Origin of the sequence: Sphingobacterium sp. UBA5789 (genome assembly GCF_002418355.1) — a bacterium.
In the GTDB taxonomy this organism is placed as follows: Bacteria; Bacteroidota; Bacteroidia; order Sphingobacteriales; family Sphingobacteriaceae; genus Sphingobacterium.
The window spans coordinates 453,553-477,168 of record NZ_DIDX01000007.1 but is presented as its reverse complement, the minus strand read 5'-3'; the positions used below and the strand labels follow the sequence as shown (position 1 = coordinate 477,168).

The following is a 23,616-nucleotide window of genomic DNA, read 5'->3' as shown; positions in this document are numbered from 1 at the left end:
TTAACAGTTGTAAACATATTCGTTTTTCTATGTCATTTTGGTTGTATAAATAGTGTTTAAATGTTTGTCTAAGGCATTTTTGTTAATTTTATTTGTTTACAAATACTTAACAAAAGTTTAGTTTTTAGGTAATATCTGAATTTTATTTTTGAAATGCAGTTAAACGCTTTTTTAATAAGCGCCTACTGAATGAATCTTTTAAAACAAAGTATTAATAAAAACAAAGGATGGCAATTAAACTCGTTGTATTCGACATGGCCGGAACTACGGTCAAAGACAAAAATTATGTTGGACAATCATTTACAGAGGCTATGCTTAAGCAAGGCTATAATGTTAGTGTGGAAGATGTAAACCCTATTATGGGGTACAAAAAACCTGTAGCGATACGTATGATGCTGGAAAAATATGAGCAGGATAAAACGAAAATTACAGATGAATTAATCGATATTATTCATGACGATTTTGTTGCGCTGATGCTGGATTTTTATCATACATCACCGGATATTACACCTTTGCCAGGCGTTGAAGAAACTTTTGAGCAGCTTCGTTCTTCAGGTGTACACATCGGGCTGGATACCGGTTTTTCAAAAGATATTGCACAGGTTATCATAGACAGACTGGATTGGAATAACAAAATAGATATCATGGTGGCCAGCGATGAAGTAGAAGCCGGACGTCCTTATCCTTATATGATTTACAGGATGATGGACAAATTCGGAATTATTTCTGCAGAAGAAGTAGCTAAAGTAGGAGATACGGAAGTAGATATAAATGAGGGGCTCCAGGCAGGTTGTAAATATGTGGTTGGCGTCACTACAGGCTCCTTTTCACGAAGCGAGCTTGAACCATACGGACCGACACATATTATCGATTCTATCGCCGATATCTTACCTATTATCCGGTAATAGTTATGAAACTGCTCACGTTCTTACGAAACAAAGCATCAAACTGGAATTATATGATAGTTTCCGTTTTTGCGGCTTTGGCAGCTTTTAGCTGTTATACGAGTATGTACGCCTTCCGGAAATCTTTTGCGGCAGCCACATTTCACGAAGCTGAATTTTTGGGACTGGATTATAAGGTCTGGCTTGTTGTCGTACAGATGTTGGGCTATATGTGCAGTAAGTTTTATGGTATACGTTTTATTTCAGAATCGAAAGGCAAGAACAGAGCAAAGTATCTGCTGACTTTAATTGGTATCTCCTGGTTAGGGCTACTTGGATTTGCACTTATACCGGCACCTTATAATATCCTGTGTCTGGCTGTCAATGGTTTTCCGTTAGGAATGATCTGGGGGTTAGTTTTTAGCTATTTGGAAGGACGTAAAAGTACAGAGTTCATGGGAGCTGTCATGTCTGTCAGTCTGATCTTTGCTTCAGGATTTGTCAAGACTGTAGGGCGGACATTGATGGATTTATTTTCGATTAATGAGTTTTGGATGCCATTTTGTACCGGGTTAGTTTTTATGTTACCTTTTCTGATCAGTGTATTTTGTCTGGAAATGATTCCCATGCCAACAGCAGAGGATGAAAGGCTAAGAACCAAAAGAGAGCCTATGAATGCGCTGCAACGCAGAAAATTTCTAATGGCTTTTCTGCCGGGGATCATTATCACGATTGGGATCTATGTGATGCTGACAGCTCTTCGGGATATACGGGATAATTTTGAGGTCGAAATATGGCAGATGATCCATGTACAGGATAATCATATATATGCAAAGGTAGATGGCTTGATATCCATTGCTGTACTGATCTTAATCAGTCTCTTGATATTGGTAAAAGACAATCTGAAAGCTTTTAAAGCTATTCATCTGTTGATTTTCTGTGGATTTGTAATTGCCGGATTGTCCACTTACCTCTTCGACAGACAGTATATCGGAGGTGTAGCATGGATGAGCGCAGTAGGTCTGGGACTTTACATGGCATACATCCCGTACAATGCCATTTTCTTTGAACGTATGATTGCCAATTTTCATGTAAAAGGGAATATAGGATTTATCATGTATCTGGCCGATTCTATCGGATACCTGGGAAGTCTTTCAATTCTTGTCATCAAGGAATTCAGCCCTGTTGAAATCAGCTGGGCTATGTATTTTAGTCAGCTGGTATTTGTGATGGCTGTCATAGGTGCAGGTTGTGTGATAGCTTCATGGATTTACTTTGCAAATAAAACAAAATCAAAAAAGAATATATTTATACAAACGCAGGATTTAAACGTAAATGAACACTTCAGCCGAAGTATTATTTCTACTAAATTTTAATAAAGAAAAAGAATAATGGAACAGCAATCTTATGATTTAATTGTTATTGGTGGGGGGATTCTGGGTACTTTTCATGCTTATCATGCCCTGAAGCTTGGTAAAAAAGTACTCCAGTTGGAAAAAGATAATTTTCCGGTAGGCTCCACTGTTCGCAATTTTGGTCAGGTAGTTCCGTCCGGAATGTCTGGTAAATGGTTTAGATATGGAGTGAGAGGGTTGGATATCTATCAGGAAATCCAGCAGGAATTTGATCTTTCTGTACGCAGTAACGGAAGTGTATATATTGCATCTGATGAAGATGAGCAGACACTCCTGCATGAACTCAAGAATTACTATGATACACTGGGATATACACAGGAGTTATTAAATAAGCAGCAGATAACGGATAAATATCCTGCTATAAAAGATTCGTATGCAAGAGAGGCCTTGTTTTTTGCACAGGAGCTCAGTGTTGAACCACTGGTCATGATTCGCAGATTACAGGAATATCTGAAAGTGAAATTTAAAAACTATACGTTGCGATTTGATGCGCCGGTTATTGATTGTGCAGTAACGGGTTCGACTGCGGAAGTGGTATTAACGAACGGTGAAAAACTGCAGGCTGATAAAGTGGTTCTGTGCTGCGGATATGAATTTAAACTCCTTTTCAAAGAATTATTCGAGAACAGCGGACAGGTTATCAGTAAATTGCAGATGATGCGCACAAAACCATTAAAAGATATTGGTCTTAACGGAAATATTCTGACAGGTCTTACGATAAGAAGATATGAGAGCTTTGTAGACAATTGTACGTCTTTTGGTAAAATAGCGACACCAGCACATTATGACGAACTCAAGAAGTACGGCATACATATACTCTTTAAGATGGCTCCGGATGGCAGCATTATTATTGGAGATTCACATGAGTATTCCTCTGGTTCAAGATTTGATGACCTTGGATTTTCATTAGATTCCTACATTAATGAACTTATGCTAAAAGAGGCCGGGAGAATAGTGAATTTTGATATCAATCAGCTCGCAAGTAGCTGGGCCGGTTTCTATGCACAACATGAAGACGGTATTCTGGAATACAATATTGACGAGCGTATTCATATCCGTACTTGTATAGGAGGTAAAGGCATGACTGCGAGTGCAGGATATGCAGAAGCCAGTATTGCCGATATATTTCAAGTGTGATAGCATATGATCCTTGTAAAGATTAAATGTTTTAAAATGCAGAATTAAGGTTCTGCATTTTTTATTTATAGGAAATACGATTCTACCTTTGTTTTGTAGCTGTATAGCTACAACTTTTTGATTTACTGCATACTTACGTTATTTTAATTCCCCTAATCCTGACAGGTAAGGTATATTTGTTATTCGTTTTAACAGCATGTTAAGCAATACTCCGAAAAAGTGATAATGTAATCATTTGACGGAATATCAACCTGATGGAAATATTAACTTCTGAATTTAGACTGTACAATTTTAATTTTTGTCAGGTTGTGTATCCTTACGCAAGCGAGGAAAATACGTCGCCTTATGCAGTAGGGCCGTGTCTGAAGCATACATTTAGGATTTGTCATTCGGATATACGCAATCAATTCTTGTTATGGGCATGATGATTTATATTGTTTATACCCTGTTGATGACAGCTTGTCTGCTCTCCCTGCATCTTATCTACTCTTTGAAAGAGCGTAGAGCATTCGACTGGGTAGGAGTAGGGCTGTTGATCGTAGCAGGGATTCATGTAATACACAATTCAATATTCAGAAGTACATCTGTCGATAATGTACTCATGTTCAAAATCGCCCCATTTGAGTTTTTGTATGGACCGCTGTTATATCTGATATGCGTCATTTCGGATACGAGAAAATTATCCTACCGGTATCTCTTTCATTTTATTCCATTTGGATTAGCCTGTGTTTTTTATTTTATCATTGTATTTGATTCTGAAAAAACATACCTCACTCTATTTTATGATCTGCATGATTATATTGTGGCGTGCTCATGGCTTGTCTATTCTATCGCCATATGGATTCATATGGCTTTGCATCAGGATAGTCAACATTATCGTTCCAGGGGATTATACTGGATTGCCACGGCAGGAGGATTGTCTTCATTAACAGTTCTGGTAATTGATGTTTTTGATGCAGATGAGGAGTCCAAAATGCTGCTTACCAATCTATCTAATTTCTTGTTGTTTGTACCTGTACTTATCACGGTCATTTTTCTATACTTGTATTATTTCAAATTACTTTTCCTGGAGAGTGTTGGTACAGATAATGAAATAACAGAAGAGAAGTATCCCAGTTATAAAAGTTCATCTCTGGACAGTTCGCAGATGGAGGCCTATGCAATAAAGATAACAAGATATCTGAATACGGAAAAGTATCTGGACAATACCTTTAGTCTGGATGTATTATCCAGTCATACCCGGATTCCTAAGCATCACCTTTCTCAGGTTTTTGCCCGATATTTTAAAAGTAATTTTAACAAACACATTAATTTGCTCCGGATCGAATATGCATGCCGAATTCTTGAAAATCAGGATTTTACAGATAATGTAGATAATCTGGTTGAGAGATGTGGTTTCAATTCAAAAGCTTCTTTTTACCGCAATTTTAATCTGATCCGGGGGTGTACTCCATTGGAATACAGGCAATCAAGAATTGCCGGTGCCTTTAAACCGGAACCGGATAATACCCGTATGCGGAAATTGAATTAAAAACAGATAGTTAATTCCAATCTGTGTCCTTATTTTTGTTCATTAACTTATGAACTGAAAAATCTGAAAATTATATACATATGAAAATACAAGGTTTAATATTACTTGCAGTAGTAGCTATTGCAGTAATTGTAGGATTGATGTTTGGGTTACCCAAGTATTCTGTATGGCAGCAGGAAATGGCCGGTAAAGCACGACTGGCAGAGGCCACTCAATCCCGTCAGATACTGATTGAGCAGGCCAGAGCTGAAAAGGAAGCTGCTGTTTTACAGGCGGAAGCAATTAAAATCATGGGGGAGGCTGCTCAAAAATATCCCGAGTATCGTAAGCAGGAATTTATTGGAGCATTTGGAGAAGCCCTGAAAGCCGGAACCATTAGTCAGATTATTTATGTACCTACAGAAGCTAATATTCCGTTATTGGAAGCAGGAAAACGAAGTAATGTAACAGAATAATTGCAGCTGCTGAGTAACTTTGGCACGCATATTGAATAATATCTAACTCATAATTTAGGTTAATAATTGGTTAAAAAGCCCTGCATCTCCCCGGTGACGGGGCTTTTTGTATAATAATGAATCTCAGTTATAAAAGCTTGGCTGTTGTTTATCATTGAGCAAGTTGTATAATTGAGCTATGTTTTTGATTCCAAGTTTTTTGAACAACCGGATTTTATAGGTGCTCACAGCTGTTTTGCTTAAGTTCAGCAATTGTGCTATGTCCTTTATACTCGATCCTCTTACCAGTAAAAAAGAAACCTCCAGCTCGCGGGGAGACAGTATTATACTAATAGATTTTGTATCGTTATTTGATTCTTTTAAAGTAAACCGCTTGTTGCTTTTCTCTTTTCTAAAATGTTTGGCTCCTGATAATACGGTTTGTATGACATCTCGTATATGCTCTATAGATTGATCTTTACATACATACCCGAATGTCTTTTTAATAGAATTTGATGAAGTCAGAAATTTTATATCCTTCTTACTTAAAAGAATAATCTTAAGGTCATTTTGTATATCCAGAATCTGATCAATTATAGATACCCAATCACAATTCGGCAATTCGATTTCCATAATAAGAAGATCGTATTTAACGACAAGAAGCATGGATTGCAATTCTTCAAAATTACCAGCTATATAAATATCGATATCATTGAGAAATTGCTCTAAAAGTGTTGAAAGACCTAATCTTGCAACAGGATGACTATCAGCAATTAATATATTCCTTGTTGACATTTGTTAACATATTTTGAAATTATTCTGTTTGCCATATGCCTAATGTGAAAACTATAAAAGCGTAAATGAATTAACTATATGAGTATATGTACACCATTCATTGCCGGAGCTCAGGTGTTGTTCTGTTTTTAATTTAAAAATCAGCACAGACCATTGCTTACAGTTAAAGAAGAGCATAACACTATCTCCTAAAGTTGTTAAACATTAGTGTTTTTATTGTTTATTATTAAGAATATGTTTCTCCGTTAGTGTGAGAGAATTATTTATGCAACATTACAGAATTTATTGAATAAAAACAAGAGGAGGCTCGTATAGAATTGGTTCTGTTTATAATAAAACTATTTATTTAATTAATTTTCAAAATTTGGAGTCTGAATGCTTTCTGATTTACAAATGGTTCAGCAGAACCAGCAAGGCAATAATGGCTTTATGCAAATGCTCTCTGATATGACGCAATGCGATGGTGATTTGATTTTCAACAGTTCTTTGAGAAATTTGTAGTTTTTCTGCAATTTCCTCATTCTTAAGGTTTTCGAATCGACTCATGATAAATATCTCCTGACATCTTTTTGGAAGTTTTGACAGGATATTGCGTAAGGTAATGTCCAGTTCTTCAGATTCTAATTTATCAATTGCTATATTATAGTTTGTGTCATGGCTGATAGCAGACAAGTCATCCGTAAACTGTAACCGGGATTTTTCTTTATTTCTTATGTATTTATATACATGGTATCTGGCAGAAGCATGCAGATAGGCAGGAAATGATGTAATCTGCAATTGATGACGCTTATTCCAGATATTAAAAAAAATGTCATGTGTTATCTCTTCACTTTGTTCCTTGTCTTTCAGGTAAGAAAAAGCAGTCCGAAATAATAAAGACCAATATCTATCAAAAAGTAAAGCAAAAGAAGATTGACAGTCTTGTGTCTGGATGGAAAACCAGAGCTCCTGATCGGTCTTTGTTAGATTATTAATTGATGACTTCTTCCCTGACTCCATACGCACTGACAACTATAATTCTTGGATGTGATAATTTTTAAAATGAGACTATTGTAAATATAGCTAAAATTTAGAAAATGAAATAAAATTGGAAATAAAATTAAATATCTATGTGTGTGTGTGCTTAAAATTGTCTCTATTTAATTACACATAGTGCAGAGATTATCAAACATGGCAGACTTGGATCTGCTTTATATAACATAAGAATCTGAACACTAACTATCTAAGTCCTTAGGACGCTCAGCCCGTTGTTTACAACGGGCTTTGTTTATCACAGGTGAAGCTATAAGCAAACATATTTCAGCCTTTTTTGAAAGATTAAAAAAATAAATCAAATATTTATGTGTGTGTAAGATTAAAAAAGGCTCTATCTGGTTATTAAACCTCATATGAAAAGCAATGCTATCTAAGGAACAATATATACAGCTGTATGAAAAATATACAAGTGGTAATTGCAGCAAGGAAGAACTGCAACAATTGGAGACCTACAAAGATAACTTTCAATTTGTAGATATTCCATGGGATAAAACGATAATGGGAGATGCTGACGAAGTAAAGAGTCGTATCTATAAAAGGTTGTTATCTGAGATGAATGAAAATTCAAAAACAAGATACAGTAATTACTTCTGGCTTAAATCGGCTGTTGCTGCTGCTGTTATATTAATTATTATGGGAGCAGTATGGATGATGCAAAAAAACAGTGAGCCTGTCAGATCTGCATCAACCCTAACTAAAAACAGTATTACTCCGGGGGGTGATAAGGCAATACTTATCCTGGAAGACGGTACACAAGTTGATCTGGAAAATACAGTTTCAGGTGAGATCAATGAAAATGGAAAGTTTGTGGCGACAAAGGTGGGCAATGGTAAATTGGAATATAACGATGGGGACGTTAAGACCACTTCTGCTGTTAGTTATCATACTTTACGGACACCAAAGGGAGGGCAGTTTCAACTTCGGTTACCTGATGGAACAATGGCCTGGCTTAATGCTGCTTCTTCAATAAGATATCCTACAGCTTTTGTCGGGTCAGAGCGCAAGGTGGAGATCAGCGGAGAGGTTTATTTTGAGGTTAAAAAGCAAAATGGTAAGCACTTTGTTGTGCAGGTTGATGATCAGAAGATTACGGTCTTGGGCACCCGGTTTAATGTTTTTGCTTATTCCGATGAATCGTTTGCGCAGACTTCGCTGATAGAGGGTAAAGTACAAGTTGAAATTAAGGGTAAACAACTGGTTCTTAAACCCGGACTGAGTTCGGTTTATAATAAGAGTACGGATAAAACAGAAATAAAAAACTTTGATCCGGATGAAGCATTAGCCTGGCAACAGGGATATTTTAACTTCAATGCGGAGCATATTGAAAGTGTAATGCGCAAAATCTCCAGATGGTATGATGTAGAGGTAGTGTATGAAGGAGATATGGAGGGTAAGGTATTCTCCGGTACGTTGTCACGATTTAGCAATGTTCAGGATATCCTGGAAATCATGACACTTACAGGAGAGGTGAAATTCAAGGTCAAGGGTCGTAAAATATACGTTACAGGTCGACATACGTAGTCATTTTTATCAACTTTTTTTTGGGAAGAAAGTTGTTGCGTGCTGAATTTAAATTATTGAACATTCTTTGGAAATGGAATTTTCCTGAATATGTCACATAAATGGGTGGTGAAAAATGGTTCCAAAGGGACCATTTTTATTTTTACAAATCAAAGATGAAGAGGATCTTTTGTTAACAAAAATAAATGATGTTGTTAAGAAAAGGAACAGTAATAAACGTATTCAAATGATATGGATAATATAGAATCTTTCAGGTATCTGATTAAAGAAAGAGATGTAACGATTGTGATCTCTGCAGCGGATATAACACACTGTATTTCCACAGGAGCATATACGGAGTTGATCAAGGCAAATCAGAAAGTATATATTATCAAAAAAAATATTAAAACTGTTCTGGAGGAACTTTCTCATCCTTACTTTATAAGGGTGAGCAGATCAGTAGTTGTAAATCTTAAATATTTAAAATGTATCCATAACAGAGAGAAACAATTAGAGCTGGAAAGTGGTATTCGTCTGGAGTTTAGTGTAGCTGCTTTTCAGTTGATTAAAGATGTAGAATGTATATTTAGCAGTAATGCTGCCCGTATCCGGTCATTATAGTAGGAGAAGAGTGTGTTTAGATTATTGATTAAAAGTGTATAATGCTTCGAATTTTTTAAGAGGAGGACTGCTGTTAGATAAATAACAAAATCGTCAGCAAATGATCTAATTTACTTCTGATAATTTTCAGTGCTGCTTTTATATGGTTTTTTACAGTAAATTCTGAAATACCCAATTCTTCAGCAATCTCTCTGTGGCTTTTGGGTGTGTGTCTGCTCATGATATACACTTTGCGCATTTTAGGAGGAAATGCATGGACTGTTTGTTCAATAAATCGTGTAAATTCTGTCTCTGCTACATGTTGATCCGTCACATATTGCCCTGTATTTATAAATTCCTGAAGTGAATCTACATATTTACTTTCTACGCGAAGACGTGCTATATAATCCAGTATACGATTACGGAGAATGGTATGCAGATATCCCTGAACATTTATAATATCCGGTAATGTATTACGTCGGTCCCATAGATTTGTAAACAGCTCCTGAACCAGATCTTTAGCTTGCTCCAAATCTCCTGTTTTCTGATATGCATGTACCGACAGAATCAGTTTATACCGGCTATACAGAGTCGAAAAAGCATGCTGATTATCTTTTTTTGTCAATATAATTAACTCTTTGTCCGAAAGAGTAGGATAAGGTTTCATGATCAATATAATTGCAGCAATTGGTGATTTGCTGTTGTTTAGATTAATGGTTATATTCGTTTGTTAAGAAAGCTGTTGTTTTCTTAGTGTGATTATTGTCTAAGTTAAGAAGTGTGCTTAAGTTTTGCAAATAATTGCAAAAAGTTTTATGAGCTTAAAGGTTCTGATTATATTAAAATCTAAATAATAACTATATGAGTAGAATTTGTAAAGTAGTATGCTGTATCTGTGTGGCAGTCTTTGTATTATCTTTAAATGCGAAGGCTATCGATGTGATACCGAGACCTTCTTCTGTATCACAAAGGCAGGGTGAATATTTAATTAATAACAATATTGGTATTTATGCGAATAGGAGTTTGGATAATGAGATTTCCAGCTTAGCAAAGATTTTAGAAGAGGAGCAGGGGGTGAAAGTATCCAAAGTCACATCAGCGAAACGTGCAGGTATTCGGTTGTTACTTAATCAAACATTACAGCATGATTTGGGTATTGAGGGTTATCGTCTGCAAGTCGATGATAAAGGTGTTTTGATTGAAGCTCCTTCTTCAACAGGTATTTTTTACGGCATCCAGACTTTAAGACAGTTAGTGAAAAAGGAAACCGGTGTAGCCAGAGTTGGCTTTGTACTCATCAGTGATATACCACGGTTTTCATGGCGGAGCTATATGCTGGATGAAGGCCGTGCATACAAAGGCAAAGCTGTGGTAAAAAAGCTCCTGGATGAAATGGCTGCACTGAAAATGAATGTTTTTCACTGGCATCTGACTGAAGATCAGGGCTGGCGACTGGCCATAGAAAAATATCCGAACCTCACGAAAATTGGTGGAAGACGGGATTCAACACAAATAGGAGGATGGAACAGTACGAAGTATGATGGAAAACCATTAGAAGGTCATTACACCCGTGCAGATATAAAAGAAATTGTAGCCTATGCCAAAGAACGTCATATCAACATTATGCCGGAAATAGAGATGCCCGGACATGCCAGTGCCGCAATAGCTTCCTATCCGTGGCTGGGCGTTACAAAACTTCCTATAAAAGTTCCCACAAGTTTTGGTGTCAAATACGACATATTTGATGTGACAGATCCAAAGGTTATAGAATTTCTTCACGATGTACTGAAAGAAGTAATAGATATGTTCCCTTCTGCGGTAATTCATATCGGAGGAGATGAGGTGAAATATGATCATTGGAACAAATCTCCCGAAGTACAGGCATACATGAAAGAGCATGCATTGACTTCGCCTGCCGATCTTCAGCTCCTGTTTACCAATGATATTTCCAATTTTCTGGAAAAAAATAATAAGCGTATGATGGGATGGAATGATATTATGGGTGCAAAATTACATGACTATAATCAGGATGCTCCGCCTGTGACGGGTAAACTTTCAAAATCAGCTATTATTCAGTTTTGGAAAGGTAATGTCGATATGATGAAAGATGCAGCTCGCAATGGGTATGACATTGTTAATTCCTATCATGAAGCTACTTATCTGGATTACAGTGATATTTCTCTGGAAAAAGCTTATAGCTTTGACCCTGTTCCTGAGGGGCTGGATAAACAATACCATGCTAAGATATTAGGTCTGGGATGTCAGATGTGGGGAGAATGGATATCTGATCTAAACAATATGTATAAGCAAACATTTCCGCGTATAGCCGCCTATGCTGAGGTTGGGTGGACTAAAGTTGAAAATAAGGATTATGAACGCTTTCAGCAATCTTTACCCTATTTCTACAACCGATGGAATAAGAATGGGATAAATTTTAATAAGTAAGATTTTCATATAAAAGAACTTAATGCGGAGGATGATCTGAAATAATTTCCTGCTTATGAAAATAAACCCATCAGAAATTGTTATATTGTGTAACATCATTCCCTTGAATATGCCCTTTTCAATATTCACGATCGGAAACGGAAGATGATATAGAGTGATCAAAAAGAAATATACTAAATACATGAAATTATGAGTATTGTAATATTTAAAGATCAGGCTTTTGACACTAAGAAATTGGTGAACATTACCCTAAAGAGTGAACACCTGAAGTTTCTGGCTAAATTAAAACGTGTAGATACTGCTAAGCTGGTGTATGTTCATAGCAACACGGAAGAAGGTGGGGATATGCCCGCCTATCTGGATAATAAGTATCTGGCTGAAGTATGGGAAGACAATAAATTTACAGGAAATGTTATTCTTATAAATGAAGAGAACGCGGAAGTAGAGCTCTTCGAAGAATAACAGATTTGATGATTGGTTTTTTTAAATAGTCCTGGAGCTGTATCTATGTGAAATATAGCGGCTGTGCTTTTTGTTTATACTCCCCATTAAAGCTATGGTCACATCATTAGAAAACTAAATCGTATAAATTAGCACGGCTTTGTTTCATTGAGCTTGTCAAAGTATTCGGAAGACTTTGACAAGCTCAATTTGGAAATAACAGATGTCCTGTTAAATTTTTAAGGTAGTAAATCAATGAATTTCTTGTTCTTGGCATCTAATTTTTTCGGTGTGCCAATCCTGCCTTCTCTTACGCTAAATTTCTCTTCACCCATCGCTTTAATATCATCGTAAATAGGATTGATAATCCAATCACCATTTACATTGACTATGCCCTTCAATTCTTCGGCTCCGTCAACGGCTGTGAAATAACCCTCTTTACCAATTGCTTCTATTTCTTTTAGCAATTTAACGTTTACTTTTTTAGTGACGTGCTGCGGTTTGTCATTTTTCACATACACCATTATATAGTTTACAGGTCCTGAGAAATAATATTTTGCAAACTCCATTTGAGCATCTTCAGCAGGCTTTTTAGGTAGTTTACTTTTTAAAAAGGCGTCAACTTCCTGATCTGACTTTAATTTTTGCTGATCAATTAACGCAATTGCTTCTTTATAAACAGGTAGTGATTTTTCTAACCATATTATAGTTTCTGCAGATGAAATACTGTAGGAACTACTTCCTGATTTCTTAAATGCCCTATCGTTCTTATAAAAACCCTGTACATCGTTAAGCTTCTCTGACAAAGATTTTGGATAGCTCAATTTTACCTCGCCTTCAGCGTTGTTTTTCATTTCTATCCAATCGTTCCCAATTTTTACTTTTGGATGTGAGCTATCCAATCGATAAGAAGTAGAAATATGATGCCTGAACTCAACATCAAAATCAACAGAGCGTATAGGTTTTATAGCATCTACCAGAAAATGGTTATACTCTAATTCTTCTACATTTTTATCTGCTTTATACTTAGCATCTGCTGAAGTTCCATCCCAGAAATGTAATATACTTGGTTTAAACTGAGGCGCCACTGCATAAACTTCATCCACACCATCTCCTAATCCTAACAATTCATTTGCTTCCAATAGATTAAGTGAAATTGAGACAAAACTCTTTGGCTTTCCGACTTCAGTCGTCATGAAAAAATCTTTATTTACTGTCGAAAGGAAATCATCTATCGAAAGATATTGTGTTTGTTGATCTGTAAAATTATGCTCGTCTTTTTCGTCAAAAGCTTTGTTCGAATTTGCTTGTACAGGTTTTACACTAAACTCCAGCTGTGCTAAATCGATCATATTTTCAGATTCCCCGATATACTCCTCTAGTTCAGCTCTGGTTTGTTCGATGTCGTTCTTTTTAGCTTGCGAACAACCATAATTAATAAATAAACAATATATAAATAATAACAAATAGCTGTTTTTAGTCATGATCTAATTTAAAAATATTATTTATTCCTACCAAAATGACTTTTTCTCAAAACTAACATTCAAACACTTTATAAAGATTTATCTTCTAAAGTAGATATATGCAGCTTTTCCAGGAATAACAAATTGATGATTGGTTTTTATTATAATAGTCAGGGCGCTGCATTTAAGAATAATACAGCGCCCTGACTTAATTTTTAATACAAGTTTAACCTCGCTATCGGCTAAAACAGCAAGCCTATAAAATATCCTTCAGGTCAAATTCCATATCTCTTTCTAAAGTAGAACCCATAAATGCTGAATTGTCTTTCACAGAAGAAAAGGAATAGAATGTTGGAGCATCTCCAAATGGTCTGAATTTGTAGGTCTTTTGATTCATGATTTCAGTAAACAACTGTAATCTTCCTAAGGATGACTGAAGCAATTGACTGAATCTCCAGTCTTCAGGCGTTCCAAAAAAGTAACAGCGTATAGTGGACTTGCTTAAAATAGTACGTTCAAATTCAGATAAACTGTCAAAATTAGCAATAGCCTTATTTAGCATTGCCATTATTTCTTGTGACTGGTTACCTTCTATGGTTACAAATCCATATCGTCCATAAGTTATGGAATTTATAAAAATTGGCATGCGCTCCACTTGTAAAGCATTACTTAACTCTTCTTCTAAGAATTTCCATCCGGCCTTTGTTTTATCTATTTGTATACTGTAATAGTCTTGTCTGAAGAACGCAAAAACACCTTTTCCCGGTACGGGTGTATTATCCGGAGCGTATTCCAGTAATCCTACACCCGGTTTAAAGCTGTCCAAATACATGTTAGATCTGTTAAAGAATACAGAGTCTTTTACATCAGTAAAACTGGAGAAGAATCCGGTTTTGAGGGATACATCCCCTACATGCTGATTTATACCGGGTTCACCGATTTGTCTCAATATATCAGATTGAAACTGTTTGAGACTGGAATTTCGGAGTTCCAACTGCTTTGCTTCAGCTATCTTGACTTTATCCTTTCCGACAATTACAATATCCTGATTGAGAGGTAACGTTTTTCCTTCAAGGGGTAATCCCGTAGAATATACACCATCTTTTACGAATACATTTCCATTGAAAACACTGCCTGTATACAGATCCGGATATGTCTTTTGGTCTGAGCTACCCCCGGGTTCAAAAACACCGAATTCTTTTATACTATTCGCACGGGAAACCCGGAAATTTACTTTTGTACTGTCTTGATTGATAACCTGACTGGATATGGAATACCCCTTTTTTACAAGGTCAGTTTTCAGAGAATCAACAATCTCTTTTTTTGAACGTGCCTGCTGCTCTATTATTGGTGGTTTTGGTTCGTCGATACCATTTTTTTTGCATGATACTACAGTGAGAACAGTCAAATACAAAATAAGGTAAGAGTGTAATTTAATCATAACATAGATATAGTGAGAATCTTATATAAAAATAGAATAAAAAAATTACATATAGGGAATGTTTTTAATATTTATTGATTAATAAATTATTAAATAACTTATAGGTCTGATTTTTTGTAACAAATGGAAGGAAATAAAAATGCAGTATCCAATTTAGATACTGCATTTTTATTATTTTATTGATTGTAACTGTACCGTTGATGGAATAATGACAATAAAGGATTCTTTTGGAGAACTCCTATTTCACCTCTTTTCCCGATTTGTCTATGTGGAACTTCCTGCCATTTTCTACGACTTCAGCTTTACCATTTTCGAATCCGGATACGTCATCGTATTTCAGAGGAATGATTTCATTACCCTTTTTGTCAATTAGTCCCCACTTATCATTCAGTCTTACACGAGCATATCCATTTTGAAAATCAGAAGCCAGGTCATATTTTAAGGGAATAATCTCTTTTCCTGTCTTGTCCAGAAAACCACATTTATCGTTTATTTCAACTTGTGCAAGTCCTTCATATATACGAGGTATATTGTCATATTTTGTAGGAATAATTTCTTGTCCTTTTTTATTTATCACTCCCCATTTTCCATTTCGTCCTACGGGTGCGAAGCCTTCGTTGAAACCCATTATATCATCATAGATCAAGGGAATAACCTCTTTTCCTTTTTCATTGATAAATCCCCATTTTCTATTAGCTTTTACTCCGTAATAGCCGTCTCCGGAATATCCTACGCCATCATATTTGAATGGAGTGACGGCTTTTTCATTTTCATCAAAGAAAGCGATTTTATCATTTTCGTCTTTTAAGGGTTCCAAATCCTGTGCATATAACGATACGCAGAGAAGACCAAAGAGTAGTGTTGTAATTAGCTTTTTCATAAGTGGGTGGTTAAATATGGGCTTATCAGTTTTTCAACAAAGTTAGATGCATAAGTTTTACACTGCAATACGTCTAAAGGAGTATTTTTTGTGATTAAAGAGATGCCTTCGTAAAGGAATAATCAAAGTAATTAAGGCATCATTTACTGTACTTACTTTCTTTTGTCATTTTTAATAAATTGTGTGATGCCGACCAACAGTACTGTTGCGAAGAAAATAAATAGCTTAATTGAGTTTTCCAGAGGATAGAATCAATCTGTAAATTCTTATCTATATCTTACCTCTTAATTATACTCCCTGTTCTTTTGTGGCTTAAAGAATACATAAACTATACATATTCCCATTATCATTGCTGCTATATACCCGATAAATGCAATTGTTTCAACCTGTTGTTCGGTTCCTTTGTGTACTGTTTCTGTTAAAAATCCGGTGTTACCCTTGAATCCAAACAGCCAATGTGTTAGGTTCCAGGCAAAATGAATTCCGATAGAGAGTGCAATGTTTCCTGTTCTCAAGGTAGCAAACCCAAACAGGATTGCGCCCAGTCCAGATCCCAGAAATGCATTTACAACAGAATATCCGCCTAACAGATGTTCAATACTAAAAATAACAGTGACGATAATCATGGCAACCACAGATCCGGTCATTGTCTTTAATTTCCAAAGCATATATGTTCTGAAGACTAGCTCTTCACGAAAAGCAACAAAAAGAAACAGGGGGATATTCAGGGATAGAATATTAGGATTAAATGTTTGAGATCGGGTAAAAGTAACATCGCTGAATGTGATGGTAATTATAGTCATCAGCAGCACCATAATCACGCCAATACCAAATCCGGATACAAACCTTACCGGACTCTTTTCATCAAAGCCTAACCCGTTTTTGGAAAGTACACTTTTGTCACTTCGTACAAACCAGTAAATCAAAATAAAAGTAAATATAGGTGCAGTGATTAAAGACAATAAATCCGGTAAGGAGCTTTGCTTTGTAAGGGCGGAAGAGCCGATAAAGACGAGCAATGTGAAGAGATAAAAAATAATTACCTTCAGGTAGCCGGATACTTTCTTCATTTCTAATTGGTTATTTTACATGAAGTTAGTGAATTGCTTGCTGAAAATAGCAAGTGCAATGCATAAAAAAAACCTTCATCGAAAGATGAAGGTTTTGCGGAGAGGGCGGGATTCGAACCCGCGGTACCTTGCGGTACACACGCTTTCCAAGCGTGCTCGATCGACCACTCTGACACCTCTCCGTTAGGAGCCACAAAATTAATATCTTCCGGCAATAAACCAAAACATTTCTGCATAATCCGTATAAAAATATAAAAGAAAAGATAACATTTGCGGCAACTTGTTAATTATCACTACCTTTATTTTTGTTAAATCACATCATATGATTACCAAAAACAAATTATGGGCGGTATTGCCGGCACTAGCTGTGCTTGGCTCCTGCCAATCCAACAACAGTACGTCTACATCTGAAGAGGTAAGAACTAATTTTTTCGATGTCAGCGGTATGGATACAACCATTAGTCCGGGAGACAATTTCTTCTTATATGCCAATGGAGGGTGGCTTAAGAAAACAGAAATTCCTGCTTCAGAAACAGGTTGGGGATCTTTCTATGTCCTGCAGGATGAGAATACAGCCAAACTGCATCTTATACTGGAAGAAGCTGCTAAAGCAAACAGCGCCAAAGGCTCAGATGCGCAAAAAGCCGGAGACTTCTATGCCAGCGGAATGGATACCCTGGCTATTGAAAAGCTGGGTACAAAGCCTGTTGAACCTTTGATCAGCAAGATCAATGCGCTGAAAGATATCAATGAACTCATTGCATTCAGTGCAGATGGTTTTAAAGAAGGAAACGGAGATCTGTTTCACTTTTATGTAGCTTCGGATGACAGGATTTCCAATAAAAATGCCGCTACTTTCGTGCAGGGAGGATTAAACCTTCCGCAGGCGAGCTATTATCTGGATAAAGATGAAAAGTCAAAAAAAATACTGGAATCCTATAAAGCCTATATTGTAAAATTATTTACGCTAAGCGGTGAAGAGAAATCGGCTCAGCTGTATGCGGATAATATTATAAAGCTGGAAACAGCTATCGCTAAGTCCCATCTCACCCCTGTAGAACTGAGGGATCCGGTAAAGAATTATAACAAATTTGCTGTAGCCGCTTTTCAAAAACAGACTCCAAACCTCAACTGGCAGGATATTTTGTCCCGTCTGTCTATTAAAACGGATACCTTACTCGTTCAGCAGCCTAAGTATTACGTAGCACTCAATACGCTTTTGAAGTCAGAACCTTTAGATGTATGGAAACAGAAACTAAAATTGGACGCACTTAATGATGCCGCCAGCGCATTGCCAAAAAGCTTCAGAGATGCCAAATTTGATTTCTTCGGTAAAGTACTTAATGGACAGAAAGAACAGAAGGAACGCTGGAAGCTAATGGTAAGTGCTGCTGATGAAAGTCTGGGTGAAATCGTTGGAAAACTGTATGCCGAGAAATACTTTAAGAAGGAAGCCAAAGAGCGTATGATGACCCTTGTGGATAACCTTCAGAAAGTTTACCGCACTCGTATTGAAAAGCTGGACTGGATGACTCCGGAAACTAAAAAGAAAGCTATCGAAAAACTGGAAGCATTTACAAAAAAGATTGGTTATCCGGATAAATGGAAAGATTACAGTGATGTAGAGATCAGCAAAGATACTTACTACGCTAATCTCCAATCTGCAGAACGCCATGCATACAAGGAAATGGTAAATAAAATGGGTAAGCCGGTAGACAAGACGGAATGGTTGATGACTCCGCCTACGGTGAATGCCTATTATAATCCGCCATATAATGAAATTGTTTTTCCTGCCGGAATTCTTCAATTTCCGTTCTTTGATTTCCATGCAGACGATGCTATCAATTACGGAGCCATCGGAGCAGTTATAGGTCATGAAATGACACATGGCTTTGATGATCAGGGAAGGCAGTACGATAAAGACGGTAATCTGAATGACTGGTGGACTAAAGCGGACGCAGACCAGTTTAATGTGAAAGCCAAAAAAGTAGCCGATCTGTACAGTGGATTTACATTACTGGACAACCAGCATGTCAACGGAGAGCTTACGCTGGGTGAAAATCTTGCAGACATCGGTGGTCTGAGTATTGCATTTGATGCTTTCAAGCTGACTAAACAAGGGCAAACCACTGATAAAATAGATGGCTTTACGCCTGATCAGCGCTTCTTCCTGGCATTTGCACAGGTATGGCGGATTAAAACACGTGACGAAACAATGCGTCTCCGTCTGAAAATGGATCCGCATAGTCCTGAAGAATTCAGAGTAAACGGTCCGCTGTACAATATGGAAGCTTTTTATAAAGCCTTTGATATACAGCCGAATGCCAAGAGTTATGTGTTGCCTGAGAACAGAGTAAGAGTGTGGTAGAGAAATTTTAATAAAAGATGTTTGAAAATTGGGAAAAAGTTTATACTTTTGCCCTTCATTAAATAGAAACATAAATAATTTATTAACAATGTACGCAATAGTAAATATAGCAGGACAGCAATTCAAGGTTGTAAAAGACCAGTATCTTTTTGTGCACCGTTTACAAGGAGATGAAGGCGCTAGTATTGAATTTGACAATGTATTGTTAGCAGAAAATGCAGGTAAATTCTCAATTGGTACACCAAGTGTAGAAGGAGCTAAGATTTCAGCTAAAATTTTGTCTCATTTGAAAGGTGAAAAAGTGATCGTTTTCAAGAAAAAACGCCGTAAAGGTTACAAAAAGAAAAACGGACACCGTCAACAGTTCACTAAGATCTTGATCACAGATATTACATTATAATTGAATTTTTAATCAGACATTAGTCTTAAATTAAGATAAAGAAATGGCACATAAAAAAGGTGCGGGTAGTTCGAAGAACGGCCGTGAGTCACATAGTAAACGTTTAGGTATCAAAATTTTTGGTGGTCAGGCTGCTATCGCTGGTAACATTATCGTTCGCCAACGCGGTACTCAACACAACCCTGATTTGAACGTAGGTATTGGTAAAGACCATACATTGTTTGCTTTAGTAGATGGAAAAGTAGTTTTCCGTAAAAAAGCAAATAACAAATCTTATGTTTCTGTAATTCCTGCAGAAGAGAAAGCATAAGGCTTCGCCTAAAATCATTAAAAAGCCTTTCGGAATTCCGAAAGGCTTTTTTTTGTGCTTTATGATAAGAAAAAGACGTTCTGTTTTAACTTTCAATATTCGAGGTGATGATGGTATTCTTGATTTTACTTTTTTTCAAGGAAGTGTTCTCAGCATTCCTGCATAAAGAACCATTCATAGTCCTTTTGTGTACAAAGAAATAAATGCTGTAGTGATACAATATATAGTGATGAGCCATGAGAGAGCTTCCTTACAGATATTTACTCTGCTGTGAAAGCCAATGAATGAATGATGCAATCTAAGCCGTACTTATAGTAAGATTAAACAGAAATGCAGTTGCCTGTTGACGTATTGCGGTTTTATTGCTTTCCGCAGATCTGATAATCCGGGGAAGCTGTCAGACTATATTGCTTCCAGAAGCTGTTTCTCATGCAATTCGTAGTATTCTCCACCCATAGCCATCAGTTCCCCATGTGAACCCTGTTCCACAATGCGTCCCTGATCCAGTACAAGGATATGATCCGCATTTTTGATAGTTGAGATACGGTGCGCAATAAAAATAGAAGATTTTCCTTTCATAATGCGGCTCAGGTTATTCAGTATCTGCTCTTCTGTCTTGGTGTCAACTGCTGACAGACAATCATCAAAAATCAGAATTTTGGGTTCTTTTACTAATGCCCGTGCTATGGAGACACGTTGTTTCTGGCCTCCGGATAAGGTAATACCACGTTCACCTATTGAGGTTTCAAATCCCTCTTCAAAAGCGATGATATTATCGTATACAGCAGCATCCTTAGCGGCCTGTTCGACCTGATCTGTTGTAAATGTATCAAGGCCAAAAGCGATGTTGTTGGCAATCGTATCTGAAAATAAAAAGACTTCCTGTGGTACGTAACCGATCTGTGAACGCAGATTTTCAAAATCGAACGCCCTGATATCCGTTCCGTCATAAGTAATGGTTCCCGCATCGGTATCAAACATACGCATCAACAGGTTTGCCAGAGTAGATTTGCCCGAACCGGTTTTGCCAATGATGGCCAGCGTCTTACCGGCAGAGAGCGTAAAAGAAACATTGTCTATGGCTTTGATACCTGTCTCCGGAAACGTAAAGCTGATATTTTTAACGGTTATATCTCCCGCCAGTGTTTTTTCAACCGGACCTTGTTTAATATCAGACTCTGTCTTTAGAAATTCATTGATCCTTTTTTGAGATGCTGCTGCACGTTGTACCAGTGAAGTTACCCAGGCTAAAGACATAGCGGGGAAGGTAAGCTGGTTGACATAAATAATAAATTCAGCGATATTACCAGCTGTAATAGTTCCTTTATTTACTTCCAGTCCGCCTATATATACAGTAATAATGGTACTTAATCCGATCAGAAATACGATCAAAGGAAAGAAGATAGCCTGAATCCTTACCAAAGCCAGAGAAGTGTCTCTGTACACATTACTTTCCTTCGCAAAAGATTTCATTTTATCCTGCTCACGGTTATACGTCTTAATTACCCGTATACCTGAAAAAGTCTCCTGTACAAAAGAAGAGAGCTGGGATAATTGTCTTTGAATCCGCTCACTCCGGCGATTGATAATTTTATTAATGACAAGGATAATAACAGATAAAATCGGTATGGGCAGCAAGGAATAGGTCGCTAATGTAGGGTTGACATCATACATGGCGTAGATAATCATGATGGATAGCACAACTGTATTGATCGCATACATAATGCCGGGGCCGAGGTAGTTTCTTACCTGATTGACATCTTCCGTAGCCCGGTTCATAAGGTCTCCGGTATTGTTTCTTCTGAAAAATGCAAAATCGAGCTTTTGATAATGCTGGTATATTTCATTTTTGAGATCGTACTCAATATGTCTGGACGTCAGAATCAGCGTTTGGCGCATCATAAAAAGGAAAATTCCTCTTAGTATAGCAAGGATCAATACTATACAACCGAAAAATAAAAGGCTGCTGCCGAACACCTGATAGACGATCTCCTGTCTGTCAAAACCTTCGTACAGACGAAACAGATCAATATTTTCTTTGACGAGATCAAAGGCTACACGAATCACTTTTGCCGGCAGGATACCGAAGTAATTCGAAATAATAACAAACAAAGTTCCCGGAATAAGTTTCCAGCGATATTTGTAAAAATATTTATTGAGGTAAGCGAGCTCCTTCATAGTTCAGGAACAAAAATACAGTATTATTCAATAAACTTGGCGAACCTATAGTTTTATTACTGTCATTAATTGATACAACGCATTTATTTGGCTTTTTTATCCAGTGGAGTGTAATTATTTTTCTACTTTTGTAAAAGTTGATTTTAACTATATTTAAGAGTTATCTGTTATGCAAAATAGTAATGCGTCGCTATTTGAAATGATGGGTCAGTTTGGCCATCAAAATTTATTGTTCTGTAATGATGAGGCAGTCGGTCTGAAAGCTATCGTGGCTATCCATGATACCACCCTTGGACCAGCGATAGGCGGAGTTAGAATGCTTCCTTACAATACGACTGAAGAAGCCATAGAAGATGCGCTTCGCTTATCAAAAGCGATCACTTACAAAGCTGCTGTAGCTGGCCTGAACCTCGGCGGAGGAAGTGCCATTATCATTGGTAATCACCGTACAGACAAGACTGAGATCCTGTTGAGAAGACTGGGGCAGTTTGTCGAAGGACTGAATGGTAACTTTATCGCATCTATCGATGTCGGTACTACTCAAAAAGATCTGGAATATATTCACACCGAAACAAACTATGTAGCTGGTCTCCCGGAGTCATTGAACGGGGGAGGAGATACAACAATTTTTGCTGCAAGAGGAGTTTTTTACGGAATCAAAGCGGCTATAAAAGAGCTTTACGGTGACGATAGTCTTGCTGGCCGTAAGGTAGCTGTACAGGGAGTCGGTAGTGTGGGAGAGCATTTGGTGGCTATGCTGAGAAACGAAAATGCACGTGTGTATGTCAGTGATATGACTGAAGAACGCAAAATGAAAATTGCGGCAAAGTATAAAGCAGAACCTATCACTGATTCTACAAGTTTTGAAATGGATGTGGATGTCTATGCACCATGTGCATTAGGCGGTACTGTCAATACAGAAACTGTTCCGCGTATGCGTTGTAAGATAATTGCAGGATCTGCAAATAATCAGCTGAAAAACGAGCAGGAAACGACTCGTATGCTGAAAGAGCATGATATCTTGTATGTGCCGGATTTTCTGATCAATTCAGGAGCTTTGATCAGCTGTTATTCAGAATTAGAAGGATATGGTTCGGAGCGTACTGAATCATTGATCCGTAATATATATACCATCACCAGAGAGGTGATTCAAAAATCAAGAGAAGAAAGTATAACTACGCTGGTCGCTGCAAATCAGATTGCCGAGCAACGTATCGCTGATGTAAAGAAAATCAAGCGTTAGTGTTTTCTGAAAATTTACAATCGTTCTTATATTAAAAATCGTTCTT

At 37.1% G+C, this 23,616-nt stretch carries 21 protein-coding genes and 1 tRNA gene; 13 read left to right on the top strand and 9 right to left on the bottom strand.

Translation table 11 applies throughout. From position 1 onward, the window contains the following. The first annotated feature begins 227 nt into the window (after positions 1-227). The 5 genes from B4B65_RS19485 (at position 228) to B4B65_RS19465 (ending at position 5,422) form a co-directional block, all read left to right on the top strand. A complete protein-coding gene (locus tag B4B65_RS19485) occupies positions 228-905 on the top strand; it encodes an HAD hydrolase-like protein (RefSeq protein WP_293918075.1) in 678 nt (225 codons plus the stop codon). A 53-nt stretch (positions 906-958) separates the two neighbouring features. Beyond that, on the top strand, positions 959-2,260 hold the full coding sequence (locus B4B65_RS19480; protein WP_293918073.1) for a DUF5690 family protein: 1,302 nt from the start codon (positions 959-961) through the stop codon (positions 2,258-2,260). Positions 2,261-2,275: 15 nt separating this feature from the next. Next, positions 2,276-3,436, top strand: a complete 1,161-nt coding sequence (locus B4B65_RS19475) for a TIGR03364 family FAD-dependent oxidoreductase (protein ID WP_293918071.1) — start codon at positions 2,276-2,278, stop codon at positions 3,434-3,436. Between the two features lie 421 nt (positions 3,437-3,857). Beyond that, positions 3,858-4,967 carry a helix-turn-helix domain-containing protein gene (locus tag B4B65_RS19470; RefSeq protein ID WP_293918069.1) on the top strand — a complete coding sequence of 370 codons (1,110 nt, stop codon included), beginning with the start codon at positions 3,858-3,860 and terminating at the stop codon, positions 4,965-4,967. 80 nt (positions 4,968-5,047) lie between these two features. Then, a complete protein-coding gene (locus B4B65_RS19465; protein WP_201678440.1) occupies positions 5,048-5,422 on the top strand; it encodes a hypothetical protein in 375 nt (124 codons plus the stop codon). A gap of 123 nt (positions 5,423-5,545) precedes the next feature. On the opposite strand, the gene B4B65_RS19460 is transcribed toward B4B65_RS19465, so the two are convergent. Together B4B65_RS19460 and B4B65_RS19455 are read right to left on the bottom strand one after the other, a co-directional pair. After that, a complete protein-coding gene (locus tag B4B65_RS19460) occupies positions 5,546-6,196 on the bottom strand; it encodes a response regulator transcription factor (protein WP_293918066.1) in 651 nt (216 codons plus the stop codon). Positions 6,197-6,583: 387 nt separating this feature from the next. After that, positions 6,584-7,195 (bottom strand): RNA polymerase sigma factor, encoded by a 612-nt coding sequence (locus tag B4B65_RS19455; protein ID WP_293918064.1) that lies wholly within the window; start codon positions 7,193-7,195, stop codon positions 6,584-6,586. Between the two features lie 399 nt (positions 7,196-7,594). Here B4B65_RS19455 and B4B65_RS19450 point away from each other — a divergent pair, with 399 nt between their 5' ends. Beyond that, entirely contained in the window at positions 7,595-8,752 is a 1,158-nt protein-coding gene (locus B4B65_RS19450; RefSeq protein WP_293918062.1) for a FecR family protein, read from the top strand. A gap of 231 nt (positions 8,753-8,983) precedes the next feature. Further along, positions 8,984-9,352: a LytTR family DNA-binding domain-containing protein gene (locus B4B65_RS19445; RefSeq protein ID WP_293918060.1), complete on the top strand. Its 369-nt coding sequence runs from the start codon at positions 8,984-8,986 to the stop codon at positions 9,350-9,352. 73 nt (positions 9,353-9,425) lie between these two features. Here the strand turns inward: B4B65_RS19445 and B4B65_RS19440 are convergent, their stop codons facing one another. Continuing rightward, positions 9,426-9,998 (bottom strand): RNA polymerase sigma-70 factor, encoded by a 573-nt coding sequence (locus tag B4B65_RS19440; protein ID WP_293918058.1) that lies wholly within the window; start codon positions 9,996-9,998, stop codon positions 9,426-9,428. A 194-nt stretch (positions 9,999-10,192) separates the two neighbouring features. Between B4B65_RS19440 and B4B65_RS19435 the strand changes: the two genes are divergently transcribed. Together B4B65_RS19435 and B4B65_RS19430 are read left to right on the top strand one after the other, a co-directional pair. Further along, complete coding sequence (locus tag B4B65_RS19435) at positions 10,193-11,776, top strand: beta-N-acetylhexosaminidase (RefSeq protein WP_293918056.1); 1,584 nt, start codon at positions 10,193-10,195, stop codon at positions 11,774-11,776. 189 nt (positions 11,777-11,965) lie between these two features. Beyond that, positions 11,966-12,238 carry a hypothetical protein gene (locus B4B65_RS19430; protein ID WP_201678446.1) on the top strand — a complete coding sequence of 91 codons (273 nt, stop codon included), beginning with the start codon at positions 11,966-11,968 and terminating at the stop codon, positions 12,236-12,238. A 218-nt stretch (positions 12,239-12,456) separates the two neighbouring features. Here the strand turns inward: B4B65_RS19430 and B4B65_RS19425 are convergent, their stop codons facing one another. From B4B65_RS19425 to B4B65_RS19405, 5 genes are all read right to left on the bottom strand, one after another. Further along, the gene (locus tag B4B65_RS19425; RefSeq protein WP_293918054.1) at positions 12,457-13,701 is read right to left on the bottom strand and encodes a WG repeat-containing protein; all 1,245 of its coding nucleotides are present in this window, start codon (positions 13,699-13,701) and stop codon (positions 12,457-12,459) included. A gap of 235 nt (positions 13,702-13,936) precedes the next feature. Then, a complete protein-coding gene (locus B4B65_RS19420) occupies positions 13,937-15,121 on the bottom strand; it encodes a thiol-activated cytolysin family protein (RefSeq protein ID WP_293918052.1) in 1,185 nt (394 codons plus the stop codon). Between the two features lie 238 nt (positions 15,122-15,359). Further along, complete coding sequence (locus B4B65_RS19415; RefSeq protein ID WP_293918050.1) at positions 15,360-16,001, bottom strand: WG repeat-containing protein; 642 nt, start codon at positions 15,999-16,001, stop codon at positions 15,360-15,362. Between the two features lie 284 nt (positions 16,002-16,285). Then, a complete protein-coding gene (locus tag B4B65_RS19410) occupies positions 16,286-17,071 on the bottom strand; it encodes a CPBP family intramembrane glutamic endopeptidase (protein ID WP_293918048.1) in 786 nt (261 codons plus the stop codon). A 97-nt stretch (positions 17,072-17,168) separates the two neighbouring features. After that, a tRNA-Ser gene (locus B4B65_RS19405) sits at positions 17,169-17,253 on the bottom strand. A 140-nt stretch (positions 17,254-17,393) separates the two neighbouring features. On the opposite strand from B4B65_RS19405, the gene B4B65_RS19400 reads away from it, so the two are divergent. The 3 genes from B4B65_RS19400 to rpmA all read left to right on the top strand — a co-directional run bounded on the left by B4B65_RS19400 (position 17,394) and on the right by rpmA (position 20,149). Then, complete coding sequence (locus B4B65_RS19400) at positions 17,394-19,439, top strand: M13 family metallopeptidase (protein WP_293918046.1); 2,046 nt, start codon at positions 17,394-17,396, stop codon at positions 19,437-19,439. A gap of 88 nt (positions 19,440-19,527) precedes the next feature. Further along, positions 19,528-19,839: a 50S ribosomal protein L21 gene (rplU, locus tag B4B65_RS19395; RefSeq protein WP_293918044.1), complete on the top strand. Its 312-nt coding sequence runs from the start codon at positions 19,528-19,530 to the stop codon at positions 19,837-19,839. Between the two features lie 43 nt (positions 19,840-19,882). Then, complete coding sequence (rpmA, locus tag B4B65_RS19390) at positions 19,883-20,149, top strand: 50S ribosomal protein L27 (protein WP_201678458.1); 267 nt, start codon at positions 19,883-19,885, stop codon at positions 20,147-20,149. A gap of 402 nt (positions 20,150-20,551) precedes the next feature. On the opposite strand, the gene B4B65_RS19385 is transcribed toward rpmA, so the two are convergent. Continuing rightward, entirely contained in the window at positions 20,552-22,327 is a 1,776-nt protein-coding gene (locus tag B4B65_RS19385; protein ID WP_293918041.1) for an ABC transporter ATP-binding protein, read from the bottom strand. 169 nt (positions 22,328-22,496) lie between these two features. Here B4B65_RS19385 and B4B65_RS19380 point away from each other — a divergent pair, with 169 nt between their 5' ends. Beyond that, positions 22,497-23,570, top strand: a complete 1,074-nt coding sequence (locus B4B65_RS19380; protein ID WP_115169363.1) for a Glu/Leu/Phe/Val family dehydrogenase — start codon at positions 22,497-22,499, stop codon at positions 23,568-23,570. The last annotated feature ends 46 nt before the right edge of the window (positions 23,571-23,616 follow it).

What these genes read in the sequence shown, in the direction of transcription:
- B4B65_RS19485 (WP_293918075.1), top strand. Translation starts at nt 228, where the DNA reads ATGGCAATTAAACTCGTTGTATTCGACATGGCCGGAACTACGGTCAAA.
- B4B65_RS19480 (WP_293918073.1), top strand. Translation starts at nt 959, where the DNA reads ATGATAGTTTCCGTTTTTGCGGCTTTGGCAGCTTTTAGCTGTTATACG.
- B4B65_RS19475 (WP_293918071.1), top strand. Translation starts at nt 2,276, where the DNA reads ATGGAACAGCAATCTTATGATTTAATTGTTATTGGTGGGGGGATTCTG.
- B4B65_RS19470 (WP_293918069.1), top strand. Translation starts at nt 3,858, where the DNA reads ATGATGATTTATATTGTTTATACCCTGTTGATGACAGCTTGTCTGCTC.
- B4B65_RS19465 (WP_201678440.1), top strand. Translation starts at nt 5,048, where the DNA reads ATGAAAATACAAGGTTTAATATTACTTGCAGTAGTAGCTATTGCAGTA.
- B4B65_RS19460 (WP_293918066.1), bottom strand. Translation starts at nt 6,196, where the DNA reads ATGTCAACAAGGAATATATTAATTGCTGATAGTCATCCTGTTGCAAGA.
- B4B65_RS19455 (WP_293918064.1), bottom strand. Translation starts at nt 7,195, where the DNA reads ATGGAGTCAGGGAAGAAGTCATCAATTAATAATCTAACAAAGACCGAT.
- B4B65_RS19450 (WP_293918062.1), top strand. Translation starts at nt 7,595, where the DNA reads ATGCTATCTAAGGAACAATATATACAGCTGTATGAAAAATATACAAGT.
- B4B65_RS19445 (WP_293918060.1), top strand. Translation starts at nt 8,984, where the DNA reads ATGGATAATATAGAATCTTTCAGGTATCTGATTAAAGAAAGAGATGTA.
- B4B65_RS19440 (WP_293918058.1), bottom strand. Translation starts at nt 9,998, where the DNA reads ATGAAACCTTATCCTACTCTTTCGGACAAAGAGTTAATTATATTGACA.
- B4B65_RS19435 (WP_293918056.1), top strand. Translation starts at nt 10,193, where the DNA reads ATGAGTAGAATTTGTAAAGTAGTATGCTGTATCTGTGTGGCAGTCTTT.
- B4B65_RS19430 (WP_201678446.1), top strand. Translation starts at nt 11,966, where the DNA reads ATGAGTATTGTAATATTTAAAGATCAGGCTTTTGACACTAAGAAATTG.
- B4B65_RS19425 (WP_293918054.1), bottom strand. Translation starts at nt 13,701, where the DNA reads ATGACTAAAAACAGCTATTTGTTATTATTTATATATTGTTTATTTATT.
- B4B65_RS19420 (WP_293918052.1), bottom strand. Translation starts at nt 15,121, where the DNA reads ATGATTAAATTACACTCTTACCTTATTTTGTATTTGACTGTTCTCACT.
- B4B65_RS19415 (WP_293918050.1), bottom strand. Translation starts at nt 16,001, where the DNA reads ATGAAAAAGCTAATTACAACACTACTCTTTGGTCTTCTCTGCGTATCG.
- B4B65_RS19410 (WP_293918048.1), bottom strand. Translation starts at nt 17,071, where the DNA reads ATGAAGAAAGTATCCGGCTACCTGAAGGTAATTATTTTTTATCTCTTC.
- B4B65_RS19400 (WP_293918046.1), top strand. Translation starts at nt 17,394, where the DNA reads ATGATTACCAAAAACAAATTATGGGCGGTATTGCCGGCACTAGCTGTG.
- rplU (WP_293918044.1), top strand. Translation starts at nt 19,528, where the DNA reads ATGTACGCAATAGTAAATATAGCAGGACAGCAATTCAAGGTTGTAAAA.
- rpmA (WP_201678458.1), top strand. Translation starts at nt 19,883, where the DNA reads ATGGCACATAAAAAAGGTGCGGGTAGTTCGAAGAACGGCCGTGAGTCA.
- B4B65_RS19385 (WP_293918041.1), bottom strand. Translation starts at nt 22,327, where the DNA reads ATGAAGGAGCTCGCTTACCTCAATAAATATTTTTACAAATATCGCTGG.
- B4B65_RS19380 (WP_115169363.1), top strand. Translation starts at nt 22,497, where the DNA reads ATGCAAAATAGTAATGCGTCGCTATTTGAAATGATGGGTCAGTTTGGC.